This window comes from Bacillus sp. PS108 (assembly GCF_037963335.1).
Taxonomy (GTDB): Bacteria; Bacillota; Bacilli; order Bacillales; family Bacillaceae; genus Bacillus; species Bacillus subtilis.
Map to the genome: position 1 here is coordinate 3,526,822 of NZ_CP150155.1, position 25,013 is coordinate 3,551,834.

Sequence of the window (25,013 nt, forward strand, 5' to 3'; positions counted from 1 at the left end):
GCCGGGCTGCCTTTTATGATCCAGAAGCGGCTGCTTCGTCTTCACGGTCATCCTTTACGAAGAGGATGCCCAATTCATGATGTTCTCCTTCATAAGAAGCTCGCTGGTCAAAACGAATTTCTCCATTCAAACCGATAATTTCAAGCTTTACATATGCACGGTTATGCTGAAGCGCTTCATAGAAATCAGAAACGTTCTTAACCGGTATGCCATTGACTTTCGTTATGATTTCCCCGATTTTCAATTCCAGATCCTCAGCCGGCGTATTGGGGATAATCCCAAGCACCATTAAGCCCTGATCCCTTTTCGAGAAATAAAACGGAGCCGCGTTATCATTCACTCTTTGCTTTATGGACAGAAAAATGCGCCCTAACAAAGCAGTACAGACCGCTGCACCCGCAAGCGGCGTCCACAGTAAGCTCGCTGCACCGAGAACTGCGACGGCAAGACCGAGAATACAAACGCGTTTCGCTGTGATCCTTATACTCGTTTCAGGCAGCGATCCCTGTACCCTTTGTCCAAATCCGACAAAGTAAGGAATCCATAGAAAATGGAATGAGCCGCCGGGAACAGTAAACACGGGCCACCAGCTAAGGTGCGATTCTAAACCATTACCGGGCACGAGAAGGAACAGCGGCAAAAGCCAAACCCGGTTTGCCAGCTGCTGTCCGATCGGCAAACCGCGGCTGCTTACGACAAGTGCCGGTGATGTTCTCACATGCGCAGAACGATAAGCAACCGCTCCTTCAGTGATAATCAGCAAACCTAGAAACACAGCCACAGCCGGCCAAACAACTGCAAATCCTTGCTGAAATCTCTCCAGAAAGGGCTCCGCCTGATATATTTGCAGTCCAAAACCTATCAGCATACTCACACTGACGATATATGCAGCAGACATCCAGTTTGCGCGAAGAGTGAACGCTGCCGCTGCAGTGATAACGGCAATAATCGCAAGTAAACCGAGAGGAATCGATATTCCGAGTCCACCTAAAATAACTGACAAAAGAAGACCTGGAATCAGTCCCTTTGTATATGTAAATTTCAGATCATCATAAATATCTGCTATTCTTGTATGAAAGGTTTTTCGTTCCCGTTTGATTCTTACATAGCCGAAAGCCAGGGTTATGATGATAAAAAACCAGAAAAGCGGGTGTAAGAAGAACAAGCCCGCGCTTTTTAACAGTTCAATTCCCCATTGAACAGACACTATCTCTCACCGCCTCAAGCCAAACATGTTACTCATATTCTATCAAATATTAAATGGCTTGGATATCCTCAGGAGAGTTTATCTCTCTTGCGTCATCCACAGCGTGACATTCGATAGTGAAAAATCCTTTAAATAGTGGTTTACATCCACATCCAATAACCCGCTGATTAGATGCATCGACCTTTTTATATCTGTCAGATTAATTCCTAATCGCTTATGGTTTTTCATTAAGTAGTTAAAATAATGTTTGGCGCATTCCTCATTAATGTCATTTACTGATTCGACATTGGTGTAATTGACCAAATATCTGCTGAACAGCATAAGAAGACTTAGTGCTTTTGTAGCTGAAAATGTTACGTCTTGTGTTCTGTCTTTTAATTGTTCCACTAATTCATAATATTTTTTTTCACGCACAATACTTGCCCTCTTCAATTGTGAACCCCCATTTTCTTTATACAGATAAGCACGGGCCAGTATAAGCAGCAGTACTGGAGTGCTAACAAGCATTCTCGCTAACGTTACTCTTTAAATACCTGTCGTTCAGCTGCCATTAACCTGATTACTGTTCTTTTTAGAACCTTCTTATATTGTATGAAGTAAACAAAGACTAGGCAACTTGCAAAAGTTTCATTTTAAATGCATATTAACTCGTTAGAAAGTCTCTCTCATATATTGATATCGGGTAATAACAGTCCTTTATAAATGTTTATTTGTGAAAATTTTTTTAATTTCTTGTCAAAAACTCATTTTTTATGTGACTTATGATCCATAATCTCTTTAAGCACAAAGAAACAGGAGATGGAATACCATCTCCTTTAATTGACAAATAATGATTTCAATGCTGTTTGAAGCTGCAAATCATTTTTGTCATCTGATTTTTTCTTTTCTATCTGCTGATTTAATGTCTCTGCAGTGCGAGTGTCGATCACACCGGTTTTATTCAGCTTGTTTTGATCCTGAAAAGCCATAACCGCTTTTTTCATGTCTTTGCTGAAATAGCCATCCTCACGTCCCGGATCAAAGCTGAGACCTTTTAACAATACCTGCGCATGCTTGACGTCTTCATTGTTCATGTCCACTTTAAGCGGCTCTTTCAGCTGTAAAGGCCCAGCGGAAAAATAATCGGGCTGCTTAATCGCAATGGTCGGTTCAATTCCTTTCTTATGAATCCAGTTTCCATTTGGCGTCAGCCACTTGTAAAGCGTTAATTTGATGTTGCTGCCGTCCCCCATTGGCACAGCCTGTTGAACCGTTCCCTTTCCAAAAGACGTATCGCCTACAACATCATAATGGCCAGCTTCCTTTAATGCGCCGGCAAGAATTTCTGATGCAGAGGCACTTCCTTTATCCGTAATCACATTGACAGGGTACGCTTTTTTATGGGTCAATGTTGAAAAATAACGTTTTTTATCCCCATTGCGTTCAGCAATCTGAATATACGGCTGATCCTTTGTAACGAAATGCTTAAGAATTTCTTCCACACTTTGAAGATATCCGCCCGGGTTGCCGCGTACATCAATGACAAGTCCTTCTATTTCTTTTTTCTCAAGCTCCCTCAGCGCTTTTGCAAAATCCTCTGCGGTGTGCTCAGAAAAAGTAGAGATGGCAATATATCCGACAGAATGCCCCTGTACTTTTTTCTCTGATGCAAAAACCGTTTCGAGCGGAATCTCAGCTCTCTTGATCCGGAATGACAGCTGCTTCTTCGTTCCAGGCCGCTGAATCTTCATTGAAACGCTGGACCCTTTTTTTCCTCTTATTTTTAACACAGCGTAGTTTAAATCCTTGCCGGCCATCGATTCTCCATTGATGCTGATAATTTCATCATTAGGCTTCAACCCGGCTTTTTCCGCTGGCGATTTCTTGAATGGGGAAACAATAATAATTTTGCCGTCTTCCATGCCAACCTCAGCCCCGATGCCTTCAAATGAGGAATCAAGAGAATCAGAAAATTGCTTAGCTGTCTGCTTGTCCATGTAAACAGAATAAGGATCATTTAGCGTAGACAGCATTCCCTGGATGGCTCCCTCGAGCAGCTTTTCTCTATCTACTTTTTCTACGTACTCATTCGAAATTAACTCATACGCTTTTTCGATTTTGTCCATAGCTTTATCCCGTTCAGAGTCAGCTTGTGCCATCGCGGGAACTGCTGCAGTCTGGGGCTTATCCATCTCAAGCAGGTTGATTCCCGCATATACACCGGCGCCTCCGAACAGCATGCTCCCTGCTGCTATCACAGCCATTATTTTTTGATTCATCCTTTACTCCTCCTGTATGCCAGACTGTCTTTACCAAAACCTAGAGATAGTATATGTAAAGGATGGAGATTTCATGTAATCATAGAAGAAAAAGAAGACAAATGAAAAGCCGTCCCGAAAGCGGGACGGCTTTTTCACTTTATACTCGCAGAAACTTACGGATGGAAGTCAGACTTCCCCATACTCCAATTACTGCGCCGATTGCAACCAGCACTAGCGAAACTTGGAATACAAATGGATTATAAGGAAGAAGAGAGACAAATGATCCTTGAACCTTTGGAACGACCCATCCGATGACGTATTGGTAAGTGCTCAGCACCAGTGCAATCGGAATCACAGAACCGAATACGCCTAGCAGCAATCCTTCAAGGAAAAACGGCCAGCGGATAAACCAGTTTGTCGCACCGACAAGCTTCATGATTTCAATTTCTTTTCTTCTTGCGAAAATTGTAATTTTAATGGTGTTGGAAATTAAGAACATCGCCGTAAATACCAGACCGATAATTAACGCGATTCCAATGTTGCGGGAAACGCCGACCACTTTAAACAAACGGCTGACCTCTTCTTTTCCATAAGTGACTTTATAAACATGATCCATTTTTTCGATCTTTTTCGCCACGTTCGGCGTATCATGCGGATCTGTCGTTTTGACGACAAACGCATCATTAAGCGGGTTTTCCTGATCCTTCATTGTCAGGGATTTTCCGCTGTCACCAAAACTGTCAACCAGCTGGTCAAGCTCTTTTTCTTTAGATGAAAAAGTGACACTCTGAATGCCCTTCAGTTCCTTAATATCGTTCTGAAGCTTGTCCTGTGCCTTCTGATCTGCAGTCAGATCAACCAGCACTTTGATTTCAACTTGTTTTTCAGCATTCGTGGCCATGTTATTCAAATTCAGCATAATCACTAAAAACACGCCGACTAAAATCAGCGTAACGGTTACAGCACTAATGGATGCAAATGTCATCCATGTGTTTCTCCCGAGAGATTTAAAACTCTCACGCAAGTGGCGCCCGAGAATTTTAATCATATGAACCATACTCCCCTCTTGACTCATCACGCACAATGATACCATCTTCGATTGCAATGACACGTTTCTTCATGGTGTTTACGATTTCTTTATTATGTGTCGCCATCACGACTGTTGTCCCGCGGTTGTTAATTTCCTCCAGCGTCTTCATGACTTCCCAAGACGTATCCGGATCAAGGTTTCCTGTCGGTTCATCAGCAATGACAACATCAGGGTTGTTCACAATTGATCTTGCAATAGATACACGCTGCTGCTCCCCGCCTGAAAGCTGGTCAGGAAATTGTCGCGCTTTATGCTTCAGCTGCACGAGATCAAGCACTTCAAGCACCCGTTTCTTAATGACAGACGGCTGTTCTCCAATCACTTCAAGGGCAAATGCCACATTTTCAAAAACAGTAAGTTTCGGAAGAAGCTTGAAATCTTGAAAGACAACGCCTATTTTTCGGCGCACGAAAGGAATCTCTTTTTCTTTAATTGTCGCGAGATCTTTATGATTGATTAAAATTTGTCCTTTTGTCGGTTTTTCTTCTCTGTAAATCATTTTAATAAAAGTAGATTTACCTGCTCCGCTCGGACCAACAACATACACAAACTCGCCGGGATGAATGGTAACAGAAATCCCATTGAGCGCTTTTACGCCGTTCGGATAGGCTTTATATACTTCCTTCATCTCTATCATGAAATCACCTAATCTTTTTATATCATTTTATCTATCACACGGTCATACTCTTCGAATGCATTCGACAATTTATGACCCATTCATTTGTAAAAAGATGAAAAATCTGAAAGTTCCCTTTTTCAATACACTTCATTATACGTCAAATTTAGACATAATACTATTACAGTTTCTTTTCATTCATATTGTCAAGGCATAAAAACATCCTTGCCGGCACTCGACAAGGATGTTTTTATCTTACTTTTTTTCTGACAGCCATTTGGCAATAACAGCGGCTTCGTTATCATCTACAAGCCCCTTTGGCATATTGCCGCGGCCGTTTTTAATAATGCTTTCAATTTTGTGTTCATCGTATTTGCCTCCGACCTCTTGGAGATTAGGCCCTGACACACCTTCTAAATCCTTGCCGTGGCAGCCTACGCAGCTTTGCTGATATAATTCTTCCCCTTCAGATGCAGTGGCTTCCGTCTTGCTGCCAGTGTCTGCCTTCTCTTCTTTTGCATCGTTTGATCCGCAGGCAGCCAACAGAACAGAAAGCGCAAATCCAATCATTAGTATCGATAACTTTGATTTCATGTTGAGAAGCACAACTCCTTTACGATCTCTTCCATATTATAACCTCGTTTAAGCGCGTTTGAAACCCTCGCCCAGCACCTCGCTCGCGTCTGCTACAATTACAAAAGCTGACTCATCAATCTGTTTGACGATTTGTTTCAATTTGGTGAATTCAGTTTGCCCAACCACGCACATTAAAATCGGACGGTCATCGTCAGTATATCCGCCGACTGCAGAAATTTTTGTCACGCCTCTGTCAATCTTCTGTAAGACAGCCTCCTTGACAGCCTGCTCCTGCTTTGTAATGATGAGCGCCATTTTTGAACGATTAAAGCCGACTTGCACAACATCAATGGTTTTGCTGGACACATAGACGCCAAGCATGGCATATAAGCCTTGCTCAATATTAAATACAATCATAGCCGTAACAACGATCATTCCGTCAATGATGGCGAGACACTTCCCCAATGACAGACCGGAGTACTTATGAATGATCTGTGCAGCCAAGGCTGTTCCTCCCGTCGATCCTTTCCCTAAGTACACAATACCAATTCCGATACCTATCCCGACACCGCCAAAAATCGCCGCCAAGAGTTCATGATGAGTGGCGGGCTGAATATCCCTTGTCAAAAACACTACTAGCGGCAAAAACACAGAACCTGCAAGCGTCTTTAGTCCAAATTTCCCACCGAGCAATATGACGCCAGCAATAAATAAAGGGATATTAATAATCCACTGTACATACGCTGCTTCAAAACCATATGATTGTAAAATCGTACTGATCCCGCTGACACCGCCGGCGGCAATCTTGTTTGGAAGCAAAAATACATTAAAGGACACGGCCGTAATCGCTGCTCCTATCAATATGTATACATAATCCCGCAAAATCCACAGTGTTTTATTCCGTACGTCCATCATATATCCTCCGTTTCTTCCAATGCTCTCCGATAGCATTTTAATCCTTCCCTGATTAGATGTAAATAACACCCAAATACAGTGGTAATATGCTAAAGCAGCAGTGAAATCAAGGATATAAGGAATTAAAAAAACACACCCGTATGCATCAGGTGTGTTTTTCAGCTTATGAAAGCTTAGAACGCAGGTAGGCATCAATAAACGTATCAATGTCACCATCCATTACAGCTTGAACGTTCCCCATTTCTGTATTGGTCCGATGATCTTTTACCATGGAATACGGATGGAATACATAAGAACGGATTTGGCTACCCCAGCCGATTTCTTTTTGTTCACCGCGAATTTCATCCAGCTCTGCCTGCTGCTCTTCAATTCTGCGCTGATACAGCTTGGCCTTCAGCATTTTCATGGCTCTTTCACGGTTTTTAATTTGTGAGCGCTCCGTTTGGCATGTCACAACTACGTTCGTCGGCAAGTGAGTAATCCGAACGGCTGAATCCGTCGTATTGACGTGCTGTCCGCCCGCGCCGCTTGCACGGTACGTGTCAACTTTAATATCCTCCGTACGAATATCAATATCAATTTCATCGTTAAATTCAGGCATGACTTCACATGAAACGAAAGATGTGTGGCGGCGGCCTGATGAATCAAATGGTGAGATCCGCACAAGACGATGAACACCTTTTTCTGCTTTGAGATACCCGTAAGCGTTGTGTCCTTTGATGAGCAATGTCACTGATTTGATTCCCGCCTCATCACCTGGAAGGTAATCGAGAGTTTCTACTTTAAAGCCGCGGCGCTCTCCCCATCTTGTATACATTCTAAGAAGCATAGAGCCCCAGTCCTGTGACTCTGTACCGCCAGCACCAGGGTGCAGTTCTAAAATCGCGTTATTTTTATCATACGGCTCGCTGAGAAGAAGCTGAAGCTCAAACTCATTGAACTCTTTTGTTAATGATTTTAGTTCTTTTTCAAGCTCAAGCTGGAGATCAGTGTCCGGCTCTTCTTTCAAAAGATCATGAGTCATTTGTAATTCTTCGTGGGATTCATTCAATTTTTTATACGAATTGACATAATCCTTTAAACCGTTTGCTTCATTTATAACCGTTTGAGCTTTTTGCTGATCATTCCAGAATTCCGGATCAGCCATTTGTTCATCTAGCTCAGCAATGCGGGCCTCCTTTGATTCGAGGTCAAAGAGACCCCCTAAAGTCCGCTAAACGAGAAGCCATATTTTCGAGCTCTGCTCTAATTTCTGATAATTCCATTTCATTCACCTCATTAAAAGATCCGCAGGCGCCTGCAGGCGCCGCGGTCAGTAAACTTGCCGGGGCGAACTATTCAGTACGGCCGCAGCAATTTTTATATTTTTTCCCGCTTCCGCAGTGGCATGGGGCATTTCGTCCGATATCAACCACTTTGCGAACCGGTGCTTTCTTTGCTTTTTTGTTATCGTCGCCTTCTTGCGGCTGATGAGCTGTTGTTTGACCTTGTACAACCTCTTCACGCTCCAGATTGTTTTCAATCTCAGCTTTCATCACAAATTTTGCGACTTCGTCCTCAATTGATTCAATCATATGCTCAAACATCGCAAAACCTTCCATTTGATACTCACGAAGCGGGTTCGTCTGCGCGTAAGCACGAAGGTGAATCCCTTGGCGGAGCTGATCCATCGCATCAATATGATCCATCCATTTAGAATCAACGGCACGAAGAACGATAACTTTTTCGAATTCGCGCATTTGCTCTTTGCCGAATTGCTCTTCCTTCTCATTATATTTTGTGATGATGCGATCCATAATGAGCTCAAGCATTTCATCCGGTTCTTTGCCGAAGATATCGCTCTTCTCAAGCGCACCTTCATCAAGATAAGTTGTGTTGATAAGATCAACTAGACCGTCAAGCTTCCACTCCTCAGGAAGCTCTTCTCTTGGCGTATAGGCTGCAATTGCGCGTTCGAGAGAAGACTTGATCATATTTTCAACGATTTCACGCAGGTTTTCAGAGTCAATGACTTCAAAGCGCTGCTTATAGATGACCTCACGCTGCTGGCGGAGAACATCATCATATTGCAGAAGCTGTTTACGCGAATCGAAGTTATTGCCTTCGACGCGTTTTTGAGACGATTCTACCGCGCGAGATACCATTTTGCTTTGGATTGGAGTAGAGTCGTCCATGCCGAAGCGGTCCAGCATCGCCATTGTCCGCTCAGCTCCGAATCTGCGCATCAATTCATCTTCCATAGAAAGATAAAATTGAGTAATCCCCGGGTCTCCCTGACGTCCGGAACGACCTCGAAGCTGATTGTCAATCCGGCGTGATTCATGTCGTTCTGTTCCGACAACAGCGAGCCCGCCAAGCTCTTTTACACCTTCGCCAAGCTTAATGTCCGTTCCGCGCCCCGCCATGTTAGTCGCAATCGTAACTGCGCCTTTTTGGCCGGCCTCTTCAATGATCTGCGCTTCACGTTCATGGTTTTTGGCATTTAACACTTGATGCGGAATTCCTTTGTTTTTAAGCAGCTTAGAAATCAATTCAGATGTTTCAACGGCAACCGTACCGACGAGAACAGGCTGTCCCGTCATGTAACGCTGTGCGACATCCTCCGCAACTGCCTTAAACTTTCCTTCCATCGTGCGGTAAATTAAATCCGGTCGGTCATCACGGACAACAGGCCTGTTGGTAGGGATCGTGACAACCTGCATGTTGTAGATGTTGCGGAATTCTTCTTCCTCTGTCTTAGCTGTACCCGTCATACCGGCAAGTTTTTCGTACATCCGGAAGTAGTTTTGGAACGTAATCGTCGCCAAGGTCATGCTTTCGTTTTGAATCTCAAGCCCTTCCTTCGCTTCAATCGCTTGGTGAAGCCCCTCACTGTAGCGGCGGCCTTTCATCAGACGTCCCGTGAAGGAATCAACAATAACAACCTGTCCGTCTTCCACTACATAGTCAACGTCCTTTTGCATCGCAACGTGAGCTTTTAAGGCCTGGTTGATATGGTGGTTGAGCGCGACATGCTTCACATCAAAGAGGTTATCGATGCCGAATGCTTTTTCCGCCTTCGTCATTCCTTCTTCAGTAAGCTGTACAGCTTTTGTTTTGATATCGTACGTGTAATCCTTCTCCGCTTTTAACGTGCGGACAAAAGCATTTGCCTGTACGTACAGCTTAGTGGATTTTGCAGCTTGTCCAGAAATGATAAGCGGTGTTCTCGCTTCATCAATTAAAATAGAGTCAACTTCATCAATTACCGCAAAATGAAGCGGACGCTGAACCATCTGCTCTTTATAAAGAACCATATTGTCACGCAAATAGTCGAAGCCAAGCTCATTGTTTGTAGAGTAAGTAATGTCAGCGGCATAAGCTTCCCGTTTTTCGTCTTTTGACATTGAGTTTAAATTCAAACCGACAGTCAGACCGAGAAACTCGAAAATTTTCCCCATCTGCTCAGCGTCACGGCTTGCCAAGTATTCGTTGACAGTCACGACGTGTACGCCTTTACCTGTTAACGCATTTAAATAAACAGGCAGGGTAGACGTTAATGTTTTCCCTTCCCCTGTTTTCATTTCCGCGATATTTCCGTCATGAAGCGCCACGCCCCCCATGAGCTGGACTTTAAACGGAAACATGCCTGTTACGCGGCGTGAAGCTTCTCGAACAACAGCGAAAGCTTCAACAAGAAGATCATCCGTTGTCGCCCCTTTTTCAAGGCGCTCTTTAAATTCAATTGTTTTATGTTTCAACGCGTCGTCAGAGAGATTTTCATAGTCTCCGCGAATCGCATCAATATCGTTAGCAATTTTTTCGTATCTATTCAGCGTACGTTTTGTTGGATCAAACATTTTATTTAAAATTCCAAGCATTTATAACGCTCCTCTATCATCACATGCCTATTTTAAAGGCATGTATAAATAATTTACTAGTCCATGTATACCTCTCATTATCATATCATACCTTTTGTTATTTCCAAAGAATTTGCAAATAAGAAAAACAAAAACCTTCCGCGGACATCACGGAAGGCTTCTCTTCATTATTCAGTCGGTTCAATTAAGCCATATTTCCCGTCATTTCTGCGGTACACGACATTTGTAAGGTTTGTTTCCGCATTTGTGAAAACAAAGAAATTATGGCCAAGCATATTCATTTGCAAGATCGCTTCTTCACTATCCATCGGCTTTAAATTAAAGCGTTTCTGACGGACAATGTCCAAGCTCTCCTCCACTTCTATGTCATCCTGAACCGCAATATCTGTATCAGAGCCAAGGCCGTTTGCCAATAAATATTTTGGAGAGCCCTGCTCACGGAATTTACGGTTTACTTTCGTTTTATGCTTACGGATTTGACGTTCCAGTTTGTTTGTTGCGAGATCAATTGCGTTGTACATATCCTCGTTATGCACCTCGGACCGAAGCGCCAGATCTGTCATCGGAATCGTAACCTCAACCTTAGACTCCTTGTCATTGTAAAACTTCAAGTTGACGTTCACATCGGCATCCACGCTATGGTCAAAATAGCGCTCCAGCTTGCCGATCTTCCTCTCGACATGATCCTTTAACGCGGGTGTCACTTCAATATTTTCTCCTCTGATGTTATAGTTCATCAAAGAACGCCTCCCTTTTATTAAGGATATGTATCTATTTCTCTATTACCCTTTACAATTCCTGCTGAAACATAAATCTTTTGTGAAAATTCAGTGAACTTTGTCGAATTTTGTTTGTATTTGCTCTGTTATTGGCGGTTGTGGAGGTATATGTATATGCTGATTGAACGAAACAAATACCTCACTCACGCCTAATTGATTAAAAAGGGTTCCATACATTGATGAATAGACAGCATCCATTTTCTATAATGAATCAGAAAATATTCCTTTAAATACTCACAGAACTCATGAGAGGGAAAAGAGAAAGAGACCAATTGATCAAACTCCGCAAAAATTTGGTCAAATGCTTTCACACAAATTTCAGCACACCGCGAATCCATAATGAAGAGAAGTGTTGAATGTGTTGAATCCAAATAAAAAAAGGCTTGGATCAGATCTTGGTAGATCCGATCCCCTTCTGTTTTTGATAAATTCTCTTCAGCCTCTATCAAATAACACAACCCTTCTTCAATGGTAAAAAGAAGATGATAATAAGCTGATAAAAGCGTATAATCTTCAATGCTCTTCAAGGCACTCACCTATTTACGCTTGTCATAATATGTGCCGTCAATCGTAATGTTGTTATAAGGATTTAAATACGTGGTATGCATCACACGTTTTCTTTTCATCTGCTGAAGTTCTGCTGCGATTGACTGCTTCAGTCGTTCCATTTCCTTCACAATAAGCTGATCCCATGTCAGCACAAGCTTCATCTGCTTTCGCTCTTCTTCTGAAAGCGGCAGAGATATCTCCTGAATCAGTTCAGACCGTTTAGCCACAAAGTCTTCAATTTGTTTTAAAAGCTCATCGCTTTCCGGCGTATTTTGTATGTGTGACAGCATACTCTTCGTCTCAGTGTATAGTTGATCTATGTTATTCATGCGATCCCGCCTGATCCGTGCCGGTCCTTCCGCTCACTTTGAATGGCCTGTTTCCAAGCATCGCGAAAATCTGTTACATAGCCTTCAACCTCAGCCAGCATGCCCGTATCATTTTTGATATTTGCCTGTACCAATCTTCGATACATATAATCGTACATCGCACCCATGGAAGCGGAGAGCTCTATGTTACGGTTAAGTGTAAAATTTAATTCCTGAATAATATTTTGCGCTTTAATCAGATTCTCATTTTTACGTTCCATATCATCATTCTCGATGGCCTGAGAGGCAAGTCTTATAAATTTCAAACAGCCATTATACAGCATAAGCGTCAGCTCACCGGGTGTAGCCGTATTCACTGAATTTTGCTGATAGGCTGTATAAGGATTTTGGATCACCATGTGTCATCCTCCAAATTACATTTATTGTACAAGAAGCTGTGATAAATAGGACGCTTGTTCGTTCATTTTTTGAATCGCAGAATCCATTGCACTGAATTTTGTATAATAGCGGTTTTCTATTGTGGTCAACCGGTCCTGCATTTTAGTAATATCTGTGCTGATCGTGTTTAAATTTTTACCGATTGAATAATCATTGGTTCCCATTGTCGAGTTGCCGGCTTTTGCTTCAATGCTCTTCACCGTACTTTTCAGGGTGTCACCGATGCGTTTCATAATCCCTTTATCACTATAGGCGCTGCTGTTCGACCCACTTGTAAATAAAGCGGCGACACTTTGCGGATCTTCTTGTATTTTGGCTTTCAGTTTGTCTTCATTAATCTCTAAATGCCCCCGCATTTGGTAAGCACTTGAGGTTGTTATGCCGAATTCTGTCAATTGATAGGTTTTCCCATCCGCATTAACTTGAGTATAAAAGTCAGTCCGCATTTGGTTCGTGCCGGTGCTGATGCTGGAATCATTTCTAAGCAATCCGCTTTTCGCCTTCTCCTCCCAGAGCTCTACCTCTTTATCGGACATGGCTTCTTTTTGTTCACTTGTCAACGGAGTATAGTCTCGGTATTTTTCTTCTTTCAGCTTTTCATTCAGGCTGTCAACCATTTCATTGTATTTATCTACAAACTCTTTGATTTGGTTATAAATCCCGTCAACATCAGTAGAAACAGATGTGGTAACAGGGCCTGTGGCTGCAGTTGTATTTTTAATTGAGTAAGTAACACCATTCACCGTGAAATTGTTTGTCAGCTTCTCCATTTCAAAGCCGTTGATTGTGACTTTGGCATTTGTGCCTTCTTTGTAAGCAGTGAGCTTATTATCAGCATCCAAAGAAAAACCAAGCTGACCGGACATAAAGTCAGCTGTAGCAGAGTCTGCTGCCTGTATACTGCCCCCTGCACCTGTTGCTTTAGAAGAAAACGCAATTGTTTCTACGTACTCTGTACCATTCCAAATTTTATCTTTAAAAGCTGATACTCCTAGATCTGAGCTGTTAAGTTTAGAAATTACATTATCAATCGTATCGGCGCTCGCCACACTAATGTTCACTGTTTTTGCCGTTGTTTCGCCAGGCGCAACAACGTTAAATGCCAAATTGTAATCGCCTTGAGTGTATCCCGTATAATTGTTTGCCTTATACGTTGCTGCGGTTGCCAAGCTCGCCACTTCAACAGTAGAAGAAGAGTTTGGTGCACTTGCGCTTCCTGTAGCAGTTAACACAGACTCATTAGAGCTTGTCACAGTTTTGCTCTGATACGTGCTAGGATATGTCAACGTATTTTTAGACATATAATCTTGCAATTCTTTTATTTTTGTATTGACTTCACGATAGCTGTCACGCTGCCATTCAAGAGTCTGCTTTTTTTGCTTCAGCTTATCAAGCGGCGCTCTTTCTGTCTGCATCAGCTTTGATACAATATCATCTATATCCATTCCTGATGCCAGACCTGTTATTCTTGTGACCATCTCAAACCACTCCTATTCTACTTTTTTTCATCTACAAATAACCCAAGAAATTCAGTCATAGCCGCATAAAAATCAAGCCACCGTTTTGGTGGAATTTCGCGGATCACTTCATTTGTAGAGTCCTCTATTACCTTTACATAGTATTCATTTAACTTGTCATGAAGCTCGAACTTCAGATGAACTTGCGAAGGTTCCAAAAGCTTGTTCATTTCCCCCACCATTTCAGCAAGATTGGTATATGAAACTTGATGAACAGGAACCTCGTTATCTTTATCTTTCTGATTATGTATTTGAGTATCATAACGATCCCAAACAGGTTGTAACGTAGTGAGCCTTTCAATGTTCAATTGATCATCCCCTATGCCCCAATCTATCGTTTATATCGACTAAATGGAGATAAGATTACACATATTTTTGGAAAAAAATCTTCTGTTTTAGATTTCTTGTTTGGAAATACATTTATAAAAAGTGAGTGTAGAATCCGGTTATTATATCACGAATTAGTGACAGCAAGGGGGAAGTATTCGGAGCTAGAAATATTAAATAAAAGACCTTGGCGTTGCCAAGGTCTTTTTTAAAATTAACGTAATAATTGAAGTACGTTTTGCGGCTGTTGGTTTGCTTGAGCCAGCATCGCTTGAGAAGCCTGAGAAAGAATGTTGTTCTTTGTGAACTCACTCATTTCTTTAGCCATGTCAACGTCACGGATACGAGACTCAGCAGCTGTTAAGTTTTCACCAGAAGCGCTTAAGTTGTTGATTGTGTGCTCTAGACGGTTTTGTACCGCACCTAATTTTGAACGTTGTTTAGAAACTGTGTTGATTGCGTCATCAACTGTTTTAAGTTGAGCATTGAATCCTACAGTAGCAGTGTCAGCTGCATTGTCTTTAAATTTTGTTACATCGATGTCAGATACTGCTTGTCCAGTAATAAGAGTACCTGTAGCAGTGTCTACTGCACCGATATCTTTCGCAGCCATACTTTCGATATTAACAGAAAGCTGTTGACTGCTGTTAGCTCCGATTTGGAATGTTAATGATTTACCGCTAGCTTGCGAGAAATCGCCATTAAGAAGTTTTTTACCGTTAAACTCAGTACGGTCAGAGATACCGTTAGCGTTTGTTCCGCCACCGATTTCTTCAACAAGTGAAGTGATCTCGTCTTGGATCGCTTGAAGGTCAGTACCATCTTGAGTACCTGTGTTTCCTGCTTGAACAACTAGTTCACGAACACGTTGAAGAATAGAGTGAGTTTCAGTCAATGCACCCTCAGCTGTTTGGATAAGAGAGATTCCGTCTTGAGAGTTTTTAGAAGCCATTTCAAGACCTCTGATTTGCCCTCTCATTTTTTCAGAGATCGCAAGACCCGCTGCGTCATCTCCCGCACGGTTGATACGAAGACCTGAAGACAGTTTCTCCATGTTCTTTTGGCTCGCACCGTTGTTTGAAGACAAACGGTTCAGTGTGTTAAGTGCTGCGATATTGTGGTTAATTCTCATTGTTTTGTTCCTCCTTGAATTTGTTGTTAAGGCACGTCCTTGTGCCCTTATTTTGTAACTGCGGAGTCTTTTGCGCCTCCTCCCGGCTACATCATTAATATCGGATTGTCTCTGATTTTGTTAATACAAAAATAAAAAAATCCTCACTTTTTTTGTGAGGATAATGCGGAGATCACATCGCTGGATAACGCTGCTGCACGGTTATTTTCTTCCTGAATGGTCAAGTAAATTTCTTTCCTGTGAATATCAATATGCTTTGGGGCGTCAATTCCAAGCTTCACTTGATCCCCCTCAACCGCAATCACTTTCACTTCAATATCAGCACCTATTTGAATCGCTTCGTTTATTTTCCGCGATAAAACTAGCATGATTCTCCTCCAATCGGATGCTTTGTCGTATATGAGGAGTCGTGTAAAACGACTTGCTTAGCCATCATGTTCTTGCGATTCACAATAATGGGAGCCAATAAATTCGCAGTAGACTTTTCAAATGGCTCTGCCATAGTCAATATCGTCATGACTTCTACGTCTTGAATATTATCGATATCCAAAAGTTCAGCAGTTGATTCATCAAGGTCAAATTCATAATTCTTAAAAAAGATAAACGGACTTACAACGATGAACGCAAGATTTTCTGAAGTGACGGACTGCAGTGCCACGAATGGAGAGTCTTCTGAAAGCGGAAGTATGACAAATTGTTTTTCTTCTAAAAAGCCTGGAATCCCGCTTTCAAAAAGAATGATTTGTTCTTCTTTTATGTTCATTTGGCCATGGTACTTCGTATGAATGATCATTGTTCACGATCCTTTTCTTTTTACTTTTCGGGTGATTCTTTCGGGTATTCTACATCTATATTTAAATCAGGGTATTGGAGCATGTCAACCTTAACATTTCCTGGCGTATATTCAACAATTGGCTTATGCGGCTCAGCCTGAATAACAGGCTTTCGCGGCGTAATCTGAACATCAAGCTGTGACGGGGTATATTGTATTTTCACCCTCGAAAGAGAAGGAGCATAATTTTCGCCTAATTGAATTTGGTGCATCTCAGAGTTCCTCCTTGCTTGCGAAGCGATTGGGTTCCCTTTATTTTCAATTCTCATAAGCTCGTCGCCTTCTTCTGCCGTGCGCGCTATTCCCTTCATTACATCCTCATGCCCTTGTTGGGCGGCTTCTTCAATTCTCTTGAAAACATGCTTTCTGTCTAATTCTTCCCATGCTTGTGTCTGGTCAATCGTGAGTTTTCCAGGTGTCACCGATATTTCCATTTCCGCACTCGGCTGTTCGATCTCTAGATCAGCTTGAGGCTGCTCCATTTTTAAGCTGGCAGGCGTCGTTGTTAAACCAATTTTTCCTTGAACACTATGCATAATCAATCTGGGAATCTGCATCACTCTACCTCCTGAACTATAAAAAAAGCGAACTCCTAAGAGCCGCTTACTTTAAAAAGTCAATCAATGTAGGCTGAACAATTTGCGCATTAACGGCCAGAGTAGCCCTGTGCACACTTTGCTGCGCAATAAATTCAGTTATTACTTCTTCCAGTTCTACATCTTCATTGTCTGATAACACTTTTGTAGCTGTTTCTTCTTGCGCTGACAGTCTTGTATTAACCAGTTCAAGACGATTATATCTCGCTCCAAGATCAGATCGTTCAGCGCTCATGCCGTCAGAAAAATGATCAATGTCATCTAAAACACTGTCCATGCCATCTAGCGAACCAGAATTTAGTGCTTTCTCAAAAGAATCAAGCATTTCAAATACATTCTGCCCGCTTTCAGAAGTGCCTCCAAAAGCTGACTTTGGATCTGAATTCACTTTTAATGACATATTATTTGATATATTGACTACGACATCAGCTGTATCAGAAATTGTATAAGTTCCGTCTCCGTTATCTGTAACCGGAGGCTTATCTGAATTTGTGCCATTAAAGATATATCTGCCGTTCACTTGTGTATTCGCAATATTTAAAAGCTGTTCCTTTAACTGCTTTACCTCTACGCCAATCGCTTGACGCTCCGACTCGCCGTTTGTATCATTTTGAGCTTCAACCGCTAATTCTCTGACCTTTGACAAGATGTCAATTCCTTCTGTAATGTTTGTTTCTGTGTTTTCGAGCCAGGTAAAGGCTTGAGAAGCATTGCTTTTGTACTGCTGCACTTGAGACAGTTGCGTATTATACTTTAAGCTTTTCATTGCTACTACAGGATCGTCGGAAGCTTTTGAGATTTTTTTCCCTGAAGAAATCTGCGACTGGAGTTTATCCAGCTTCGAGTAGCTCGAACCGATATATCTCAGTGAGTTTTGCTGTATCATGCCTTGTGTTACTCTCATGTGACTCTACCTACCTTCCTCCAACACCCATGCCGTTGATCACTTTATCAAGCAATTCGTCTTGTAAAGTCACCATTCTTGCAGCTGCATTGTATGCGTGTTGGAATTGAATCATATTCGTCATTTCTTCGTCTAAAGAAACTGCGCTCATTTGCTGACGGTTTATGTCAGCATCATTCAGCTGTGTTTCTGTATTAGACGCCAGTCGATTAGCCTCTTGAGCTTCGATCCCTAGCTCGCCAATCAGACCCGCATAATAATCTAAAACACTAGTTTCTTTACCGTTAATGGTTATTTTACCGGTTAAAACATTTGCTAATTTTGTAGCATTTGCGTTATCGTTGGCTGCACCAGTCAGTGAGAAAGCAATGTTTGCACCTTTTGAATCTATTATGCTGTCAGCCACTTTGATCTTGCCCGCCGCGCCCTTGGCAGGTTCAGTTTCACCGCCAGTAAAATCAAAAAAGTCTCCGCCTTGTTCACCGCTCTTGGTCACACCATTTCTGTGCACTTCATTGAAAGCTTTCGCAAATTCAAGCGCCATATTGTCAAGATCAGAAAGCATTTCCGGGTATACGCCCTTTTCTTGGCCGTCTGCTGTTAAATACCCGTAAGACTCTATAAATCCTAAAAGGGATCCCTTGCTGCTAAAGGACTCCGCCTGCACAGCTGTATCCCCGATTGAAATACTTGATACTAACCCAGTTTCATTATCATAGTTGGCTGCAAGTTCTGAAACCTCGTAATTTTTACCGTCCAAAACAGTTCCTAGCGACTGTTTATTTTTATCAAGGATTTCAATTGATACAGTTCCTTCAGCAGATGCAAGTGCATTCCCGCCTGATTTGTTGTAGCTGACTTTGATATCAACCATTGAGGATAATTTATCGATCAGCAAATCTCGCTGGTCATATAAACCATTCGGAAGAAGCCCGACCGGCTCTACTTGTGCAATTTGCTTATTTAAACTGTTTAATTGAGAAAGCAGAGAATTGACATCCAACACAGTTGTATTTAGCTCTGCTTTTAAATTCGATTGGACATTTGTAAGTGATTCAGAAATATAATTAAACGTTTCAGCTACAGCTTGTCCTTTTCGAGCAACCACAGAACGTGCACTTTCTTCATTTGTATTATTCGATAATTCCTGCAGAGAATTCCAAAACGAATTGAGCACACTGTTCAAGCCGCTGTCATCCGTTTCATTTAAAACGCCTTCCATTTGGGACAGCGCTTTGGCCCTCGTGTCATAGTATCCGGCACTGTTGTTTTGAAGACGGTATTGGTAGTCAAGAAAGATATCTCTTATTCTCTCAACTGATTTTCCTTGAACGCCCGTACCCATTTGTCCCGCTGTTTTTTCTGCGTTTTTAGATACAGCAGGGAAATAGTCAGTTGCCTCCAATGAGACCCGCTGTCTTGTATAACCATCAGTATTGGCATTTGCCACGTTATTTGCAGTAGTGCTTAACGCTGCCTGCTGAGCGCTTAACGCCCGCCTTGCAGTTTCAAGCCCCATAAAGGTAGATGTCATTTTCTGAATTCCTTTCTGCTAAGCTTTTGAATCAAACAGTTTCATTTTGCTGCTTTTCGGCAGCTCAGCTTTAATTGATTTGCTGTAATTGAAGTTATTTTCCTTAGGAACCAGCATATCGTACGAAATAGAGATGAATTGCAGCGCGTCTCTTGTCAGCTGCCTATTCATCTCATTTACTTTTTTCAGACGTCCGAGAACTTGAGAAAGAGATTCGTATAGTTGTTCCAGCTCTTCCTTTTCACTGCCTGAGGTTTTGGCGATACATGCGGAAATAGTATTATTTTCGCTATATCCGAGAAAGGCCGAAGTTGTTTTGATCCGGTCATCTTCTGTCTGCGTGATCGCTTGAATATATTTTTGCTCTTTTGTCAAAATGTTAGAAAGCTCTTTTGTTTTGCCGGCTTTGAGCGCTTCCGTCTTTTCTTCAGACAGCGTGAGCAGGTGCTCATGCAGAACGCAAAGTCGCTTCAATTGTTCAATAATTGCCTTCGCTGACATGGGCTTTCTCCTTTTTTATTGCTTTTTATAAAAATTAATCATATTTTTCGCGATATGATTTGCGTCTACTTTGTATGACCCGTTTTCAATTTGCGCTTTAAGCTGCGCAATTTTTTCCTGTCGTGAACCAGTGACTGCGTCGGATGCATGTTGCATTTCTTTAGCCTGTGATGAAATTTCAATTTTATCTTGAGGCTGTGCAGCAGTTTTTTGCACCGCTTGCTTATCATAATTTTTTTGATATGGATTAACGGATTGTGTTCCAAATTGATTGATTTTCATAGGATTCCTCTCGCTTTCCGTTGCAGTCTTTAAACAATCTTAACCCTTTTATCGACTGCGTTTTCAGTTAGTTTAGGGAATCAGCTGTTTTTGGTATTATAGGCATAGTATGTGTCTTTTTTACTATTTTCTTTCTCGATTTTCAGAGCATCGTCGTGGTTCAAATGATCCATTTGATCCTTAATATCGGACTGGCAATCCTTGCAGAACTTGCCTTCTCTAATCGATGTCCCGCACCTTTCACAAGGGTATGCCAAATTAGGAAGATGAGTGATCTGAATTCGCTTCTGCCTGATGAATTTCAATATCAGCTCTTCTTCCACACCTGTTTCCTCAGTTATCCGGCTCAAAGTTGATTGCCGGTTTTCCTGTTTTCTTAAAAATTTATAGACAGTCTCAAATGATTTTTCTTCTTCCTTAATACACGCCTGACATACGGTTTGCAGCTTTGTTTTTAAAAATAAAGCATTGCATTTCGGACAATTAGCCAGTTCTCCCATCTTTTTTCTCCTTATTAGATAATATGCCTGTGTCAATTTCTAGTGATTATATCGGCATAAAAACATAATCATTTAGCTTCTGATCAAGGTAAAAGATGACACTGAAGCGGCTTTTCCTTTTTCTAATAAGCAGCGGGCTGCGAAGTGCAAGGTGGCGCCTGTTGTATAAAGATCGTCTATTAAAATGATATCCATACCTGCTGCTGAATTATTTTTTGTATCAAAAATGCGCTCTGACAGCAGGCGTTCTGTTTTCTTTTTCTTTGACTGTTTCTCATTATTCAGGCGAATGAGGGGATGGTGGGAAGGCCGGTCTAAACATTCTGCCAAGAGCTGTGCCTGGTTAAAACCGCGCTCTTCTTCCCGTTCCTTGCTCAGCGGAATAGGTACAAGAACAAAATGCTTATCGGGGTAAACCTTAGAAAAGGTTGAAGAAAAATCACTTTTAAATGCATTTATGATTTCTGCATCTCCTCTAAATTTAAAACGGGAGAGCGCTTCTTTCATCATATCATTATATGTGTAAACTGAACGGTTTTGACGCAATAGCAAACTGTCTCTGATCCTTGTTCTCCACACCTCGCAATCCCTGCATACGGCATGAACAGATTGAGGTCTGCCGCACAGGGGGCAGATATGTCCTGTGATTTTCTTTAATTTGCTTCTGCAAGAATAACAAACCTTTTCATCAGGCTTTAGTAAAAAAAGGGCTCTCCATGTAACATCTTGAGAAAATTGCGAATCACATAATAAACAGATCAGTTTATGAATGCCTCCTCCTGCTTCGTTTGACATAAATCGCTTGGACTCTCTGAAACTACTGCAGCAGATTCAGCCAAAATGACAAGCATTGCTGTGTTTTTTTGTTTATCTACCAGCTCAGCTTTCGTATATGCGATCTTTTTAAGATCAGTAACGTAGGATGGACTCACTTTGTTTAAAGAAAGTGCCAATACATCGTTCTGGCATACTTGGCAAGTACAGGCCATATGAAGCTGGTCCATATATCGGTCGAGCAGTTCTTTCATTACGATTTCTTTTGAATTGACAAGCATTTTTACAGCTCCTCATCATCGGTTATATGAGTATACTGTACCACGTTTTCAAATAATGGCTAGTCTGTACATTCAACTTTTGCTGCCAATTCATTCATTTCTTTTATATGCTTTCTTGCATCGAGCATACTCTTTGTTTTGCCGAAGTGAAAGAAAATGACATCGCCGTCCGCATATTCTTTATGCCGGCCGGTTCTTCCTGCAATTTGAACAAGTGCGCTTTCCGTAAAGATAGGTGATTCCGCTCCTAGTACACCCGTTTGCACCTTGGGGACTGTGACGCCTCTTTCCAGTATTGTTGTTGTGATTAATAGATCGAGCTGACCATCTCTGAATTGCTGCACTTTCTCCTTTCTATGCTTGTCTTCCGCGTGCACAGATGCGGTTCGGCAATGAACCCCTCTAAAGCACGCAGCAGCCTTTTCCAGAATAGAAACGGAAGGAACGAATAAAAAAACAGGCCTCCCTTCTTTTACATGAAACTCTATCCATCTTTTCACCGCTGGCGGAATTTTATTTCGGTTTAATTTCTTCTTCCAGTTTCCACACCATACAAAGCGCGGTTCGGGTAAAGGTTTCCGGTGGTGTCTTGCGGGGATGCGAACTGAATGTAACTGTCCGTTCAGTGCTTTTCTTTTTAATTCTTTAGGAGGTGTTGCACTTAAATAAACGAGGGTGCTGTTTTTCTTTCTTGCTTTTTGAACAGCGAATTGAAGGGTTTGATCAGCAGAATATGGAAAAGCGTCAACTTCATCAATGATCATAACATCGATTGCATCTTTATATCGCAAAAGCTGATGCGTAGTGGAAATCATAAGCGGAGATAGCCGCCCTTTGTCATCGCTTCCTCCGTAAAGCGCTGAAATGTCAGCACCCTGAAAGGCAGCCTTGAGCCTTGGAACAAGCTCTAATACAACATCGGTGCGAGGTGTTGCAATACATACACGCAGTCCTTGATTTAACGCTGATTCTATACCAGGAAACAGCATTTCTGTTTTGCCAGCGCCGCAAACCGCCCAGATGAGGAGCTCTTCTTTTTTTGATATTGCTTCAATTAAAACATTGGCGGCTTTTTGTTGTCCGCTTGAAAGCTTGCCGTCCCATGTCAGTTTAATTGACTGCCAGTTTGGTTCATTTTCCTCTTCCCATGAATATAAAGGAACCTCCTCACTCACTCTGCCCATCATGACACAGGAACGGCAATACAGCTTATTCTTTCCAGATGAGTGATAAAAAGAAAAATACCGCTGATCAGTTTGTCCGCACCTATTACATCTATATCCCCGTTTATTTATGGATATAGAATTTTCAGCAGTGATATATCCATTCTTGATATGCCATTCAATCATTTCATCGGAAAATGAGAGTTCAGTCCTGAGCAAATGACGGCTTCGAAGCGTCTGCTGCAATTCTCTAGAAAAGGAAATGTTCTTTTCAGTTGGCACCTTCACATAGCACCGCCTCCTTTCGAGACAGTATGCCTGAATGAATATTTTCTGTCCAACTATTAAAATAAGAATATAAAAAAATCTCCGCTCTAAAAAACGGAGATTTTACATTATTTAAAACACCAGCAAATTCCTAGCGCACCTTCACCCAAATGAGTACCGATTACCGCGCCAAAATAGCTGTTATAAAATTCAACATGAGGATATTTTGCAGAAAGCTCTTCAATGATTTTCGCTGCTTCTTCCTCTCGATTAGCGTGGATAACAGCAGCTCGCATAGGCAACCCTTTACTCGCATCTTCGTCTAAAAGCTCATAAATTCGCGAAATTGCTTTTTTACGTGTGCGAATCTTCTCAAAAGGCACAATTACCTTATTGTCAAAATGAAGGATAGGCTTTACCTTTAGAAGACTACCAATGAAGGCTTGGGCGCTGCTTAATCGCCCGCCGCGCTGAAGATGAGCTAAGTCATCTACCATAAAATAAGCTCGAACTGTTTTTTTCATTTCTTCCAGTTCTTTTATAATATCTTCCGGCGATGATGCTCCGTTTTTGATTAATTCAGCAGCTTTAAGGGCATAAAAGCCTTGAGCCAAGCAGCTGATCTCTGAGTCAAATGGATACACATCAATATTGTCGACCATCGAATCAGCCGCTGCTGCACTGCTGAATGTTCCGCTGATCCCGCTGGAAAGATGGATACTGATAACCGCATCATAAGACTTGCCAAGCTCTTCATACAACGCAACCAGCTCGCCGATTGGCGGCTGAGAAGTCGTCGGGAGCTCATTATGTTTTTTCACTTCTTCGTAAAAGCTTTTCCAGTCCAACTCAATTTCTTCACGGTAAGTCTCCTCCCCAAAAACAACCTGGAGAGGGATCATATGTATCTGATGTTGTTCACGCATTTCTTTCGGAATATATGCCGTGCTGTCTGTTACGACTGCAATATTCATAGCTTCGATACCTGCCTTATTGCTTTATAACTCTATTGTAAGGGAAACGGCAGCCTAAAAAAAGACCTGCCTAGTAAAAGGCAAGTCTCCTATTATACTATCTCATTTCTACCCAGCCATTTTTAATGGCGACCACAACGGCTTGCGTCCGGTCGTTTACATTCATTTTTTGTAAAATATTGCTAACATGGTTTTTAACGGTTTTCTCACTGATAAACAATGATTCACCAATACCGCGGTTGCTTTTTCCGTCTGCAAGCATCTGCAGCACTTCACATTCCCGCCTAGTTAAAATATGTAATGGTCTGCGGATTTCAGGGTAAACCTCATGTTGAGGGTGTGCAGAAACTCCGCTTGTTGCAAGGCGGCGGAATTCGTTAACGAGGTTGTGAGTAACCTTCGGATGGAGGTAAGATCCGCCCTCAGCCACTACTTTAACCGCTTCAATTAATGTATCAGCATCCATCTCTTTCAGCAGATAACCTCTTGCACCTGTTTTCAGGGCATGTGTTACATAATTTTCGTCATCGTGAATTGATAGAATAATTACTTTAGATTCAGGATACAGCTCTACAAGCTGTTTTGTAGCTTCCACACCATTTACGTTTGGCATATTGATATCCATGATCACAACATCAGGATGATAGTGCTCAACAATACGAGCCGCTTCGTCTCCGTCATCACCTTCGGCTACCACTTCAAAGGTAGGTTCAAAATCCAATATCCGTTTAACACCTTCACGAAATAACTGATGGTCGTCGATAATAACAATGTTTACTTTAGTCACAAGCCACGCCTCCTTGTATTATTGTTCTATATACTCTAGCATT

Annotated in this window: 29 protein-coding genes; all 29 read right to left on the reverse strand. The window is 41.9% G+C overall.

The genetic code is table 11. The annotated features are described in order from the left end of the window. Positions 1–13: 13 nt before the first annotated feature. Positions 14–1,207 carry a cell division topological determinant MinJ gene (gene minJ, locus NSQ16_RS18305; RefSeq protein ID WP_038429723.1) on the reverse strand — a complete coding sequence of 398 codons (1,194 nt, stop codon included), beginning with the start codon at positions 1,205–1,207 and terminating at the stop codon, positions 14–16. 78 nt (positions 1,208–1,285) lie between these two features. Then, entirely contained in the window at positions 1,286–1,639 is a 354-nt protein-coding gene (swrA, locus tag NSQ16_RS18310; protein ID WP_015251121.1) for a swarming motility protein SwrAA, read from the reverse strand. Positions 1,640–2,022: 383 nt separating this feature from the next. Further along, positions 2,023–3,465: a carboxy-terminal processing protease CtpB gene (ctpB, locus tag NSQ16_RS18315; protein WP_174222716.1), complete on the reverse strand. Its 1,443-nt coding sequence runs from the start codon at positions 3,463–3,465 to the stop codon at positions 2,023–2,025. A gap of 139 nt (positions 3,466–3,604) precedes the next feature. Further along, positions 3,605–4,495 (reverse strand): permease-like cell division protein FtsX, encoded by an 891-nt coding sequence (gene ftsX, locus NSQ16_RS18320; protein ID WP_144482867.1) that lies wholly within the window; start codon positions 4,493–4,495, stop codon positions 3,605–3,607. Then, positions 4,488–5,174 (reverse strand): cell division ATP-binding protein FtsE, encoded by a 687-nt coding sequence (gene ftsE / locus NSQ16_RS18325; protein WP_003228039.1) that lies wholly within the window; start codon positions 5,172–5,174, stop codon positions 4,488–4,490. Before ftsE ends, ftsX begins: the two co-directional genes overlap by 8 nt. Before the next feature lie 234 nt (positions 5,175–5,408). After that, positions 5,409–5,747 (reverse strand): cytochrome c551, encoded by a 339-nt coding sequence (gene cccB, locus NSQ16_RS18330; RefSeq protein WP_038429725.1) that lies wholly within the window; start codon positions 5,745–5,747, stop codon positions 5,409–5,411. Between the two features lie 48 nt (positions 5,748–5,795). After that, complete coding sequence (locus tag NSQ16_RS18335) at positions 5,796–6,641, reverse strand: YitT family protein (protein WP_003242677.1); 846 nt, start codon at positions 6,639–6,641, stop codon at positions 5,796–5,798. 166 nt (positions 6,642–6,807) lie between these two features. After that, positions 6,808–7,909, reverse strand: a protein-coding gene (gene prfB / locus NSQ16_RS18340; protein WP_010886623.1) for a peptide chain release factor 2 whose coding sequence is annotated in 2 segments (ribosomal slippage) — positions 6,808–7,836 and positions 7,838–7,909 — 1,101 coding nt in all. Because the reading frame shifts where the segments join, the coding sequence is not laid out codon by codon here. A 69-nt stretch (positions 7,910–7,978) separates the two neighbouring features. Beyond that, on the reverse strand, positions 7,979–10,504 hold the full coding sequence (gene secA, locus NSQ16_RS18345; RefSeq protein WP_003228033.1) for a preprotein translocase subunit SecA: 2,526 nt from the start codon (positions 10,502–10,504) through the stop codon (positions 7,979–7,981). Between the two features lie 167 nt (positions 10,505–10,671). After that, entirely contained in the window at positions 10,672–11,241 is a 570-nt protein-coding gene (hpf, locus tag NSQ16_RS18350; RefSeq protein WP_230488626.1) for a ribosome hibernation promotion factor, read from the reverse strand. A gap of 191 nt (positions 11,242–11,432) precedes the next feature. After that, the gene (locus tag NSQ16_RS18355; protein ID WP_029318318.1) at positions 11,433–11,810 is read right to left on the reverse strand and encodes a hypothetical protein; all 378 of its coding nucleotides are present in this window, start codon (positions 11,808–11,810) and stop codon (positions 11,433–11,435) included. 9 nt (positions 11,811–11,819) lie between these two features. Next, positions 11,820–12,161 (reverse strand): flagella biosynthesis regulatory protein FliT, encoded by a 342-nt coding sequence (fliT, locus tag NSQ16_RS18360; protein WP_014481040.1) that lies wholly within the window; start codon positions 12,159–12,161, stop codon positions 11,820–11,822. Beyond that, positions 12,158–12,559, reverse strand: coding sequence for a flagellar export chaperone FliS (gene fliS / locus NSQ16_RS18365; RefSeq protein WP_230488625.1), 402 nt, complete (start codon positions 12,557–12,559; stop codon positions 12,158–12,160). Before fliS ends, fliT begins: the two co-directional genes overlap by 4 nt. Positions 12,560–12,580: 21 nt before the next feature. Beyond that, positions 12,581–14,077, reverse strand: coding sequence for a flagellar hook-associated protein 2 (locus tag NSQ16_RS18370; RefSeq protein WP_230488624.1), 1,497 nt, complete (start codon positions 14,075–14,077; stop codon positions 12,581–12,583). Between the two features lie 17 nt (positions 14,078–14,094). Next, positions 14,095–14,424 carry a flagellar protein FlaG gene (gene flaG / locus NSQ16_RS18375; RefSeq protein ID WP_230488623.1) on the reverse strand — a complete coding sequence of 110 codons (330 nt, stop codon included), beginning with the start codon at positions 14,422–14,424 and terminating at the stop codon, positions 14,095–14,097. 233 nt (positions 14,425–14,657) lie between these two features. Beyond that, positions 14,658–15,575 (reverse strand): flagellin Hag, encoded by a 918-nt coding sequence (gene hag, locus NSQ16_RS18380; RefSeq protein WP_085185617.1) that lies wholly within the window; start codon positions 15,573–15,575, stop codon positions 14,658–14,660. A gap of 143 nt (positions 15,576–15,718) precedes the next feature. Beyond that, entirely contained in the window at positions 15,719–15,943 is a 225-nt protein-coding gene (gene csrA, locus NSQ16_RS18385) for a carbon storage regulator CsrA (protein WP_003219727.1), read from the reverse strand. Further along, on the reverse strand, positions 15,937–16,368 hold the full coding sequence (gene fliW / locus NSQ16_RS18390) for a flagellar assembly protein FliW (RefSeq protein ID WP_003228007.1): 432 nt from the start codon (positions 16,366–16,368) through the stop codon (positions 15,937–15,939). Before fliW ends, csrA begins: the two co-directional genes overlap by 7 nt. A gap of 20 nt (positions 16,369–16,388) precedes the next feature. Continuing rightward, positions 16,389–16,964 (reverse strand): DUF6470 family protein, encoded by a 576-nt coding sequence (locus tag NSQ16_RS18395; protein ID WP_014481045.1) that lies wholly within the window; start codon positions 16,962–16,964, stop codon positions 16,389–16,391. Positions 16,965–17,010: 46 nt separating this feature from the next. Next, a complete protein-coding gene (flgL, locus tag NSQ16_RS18400; protein ID WP_015714797.1) occupies positions 17,011–17,907 on the reverse strand; it encodes a flagellar hook-associated protein FlgL in 897 nt (298 codons plus the stop codon). Positions 17,908–17,917: 10 nt separating this feature from the next. Continuing rightward, positions 17,918–19,441 carry a flagellar hook-associated protein FlgK gene (gene flgK, locus NSQ16_RS18405; protein WP_088327073.1) on the reverse strand — a complete coding sequence of 508 codons (1,524 nt, stop codon included), beginning with the start codon at positions 19,439–19,441 and terminating at the stop codon, positions 17,918–17,920. 18 nt (positions 19,442–19,459) lie between these two features. Beyond that, on the reverse strand, positions 19,460–19,942 hold the full coding sequence (gene flgN / locus NSQ16_RS18410; protein ID WP_003227999.1) for a flagellar protein FlgN: 483 nt from the start codon (positions 19,940–19,942) through the stop codon (positions 19,460–19,462). A gap of 15 nt (positions 19,943–19,957) precedes the next feature. Next, on the reverse strand, positions 19,958–20,224 hold the full coding sequence (flgM, locus tag NSQ16_RS18415) for a flagellar biosynthesis anti-sigma factor FlgM (protein WP_014478128.1): 267 nt from the start codon (positions 20,222–20,224) through the stop codon (positions 19,958–19,960). An 80-nt stretch (positions 20,225–20,304) separates the two neighbouring features. After that, positions 20,305–20,724, reverse strand: a complete 420-nt coding sequence (locus tag NSQ16_RS18420) for a TIGR03826 family flagellar region protein (protein WP_230488622.1) — start codon at positions 20,722–20,724, stop codon at positions 20,305–20,307. Positions 20,725–20,796: 72 nt separating this feature from the next. Next, positions 20,797–21,519: a comF operon protein ComFC gene (gene comFC, locus NSQ16_RS18425; protein WP_230488621.1), complete on the reverse strand. Its 723-nt coding sequence runs from the start codon at positions 21,517–21,519 to the stop codon at positions 20,797–20,799. Beyond that, positions 21,483–21,779, reverse strand: coding sequence for a late competence protein ComFB (gene comFB / locus NSQ16_RS18430; protein WP_015483764.1), 297 nt, complete (start codon positions 21,777–21,779; stop codon positions 21,483–21,485). The genes comFC and comFB overlap by 37 nt, the downstream gene beginning before the upstream one ends. 59 nt (positions 21,780–21,838) lie before the next feature. Beyond that, positions 21,839–23,230, reverse strand: coding sequence for an ATP-dependent helicase ComFA (gene comFA / locus NSQ16_RS18435; protein WP_106073350.1), 1,392 nt, complete (start codon positions 23,228–23,230; stop codon positions 21,839–21,841). A 107-nt stretch (positions 23,231–23,337) separates the two neighbouring features. Continuing rightward, positions 23,338–24,183, reverse strand: coding sequence for a DegV family protein (locus NSQ16_RS18440; protein ID WP_003227986.1), 846 nt, complete (start codon positions 24,181–24,183; stop codon positions 23,338–23,340). 97 nt (positions 24,184–24,280) lie between these two features. After that, positions 24,281–24,970, reverse strand: coding sequence for a two-component system response regulator DegU (degU, locus tag NSQ16_RS18445; protein ID WP_003219701.1), 690 nt, complete (start codon positions 24,968–24,970; stop codon positions 24,281–24,283). Positions 24,971–25,013 lie beyond the last annotated feature (43 nt).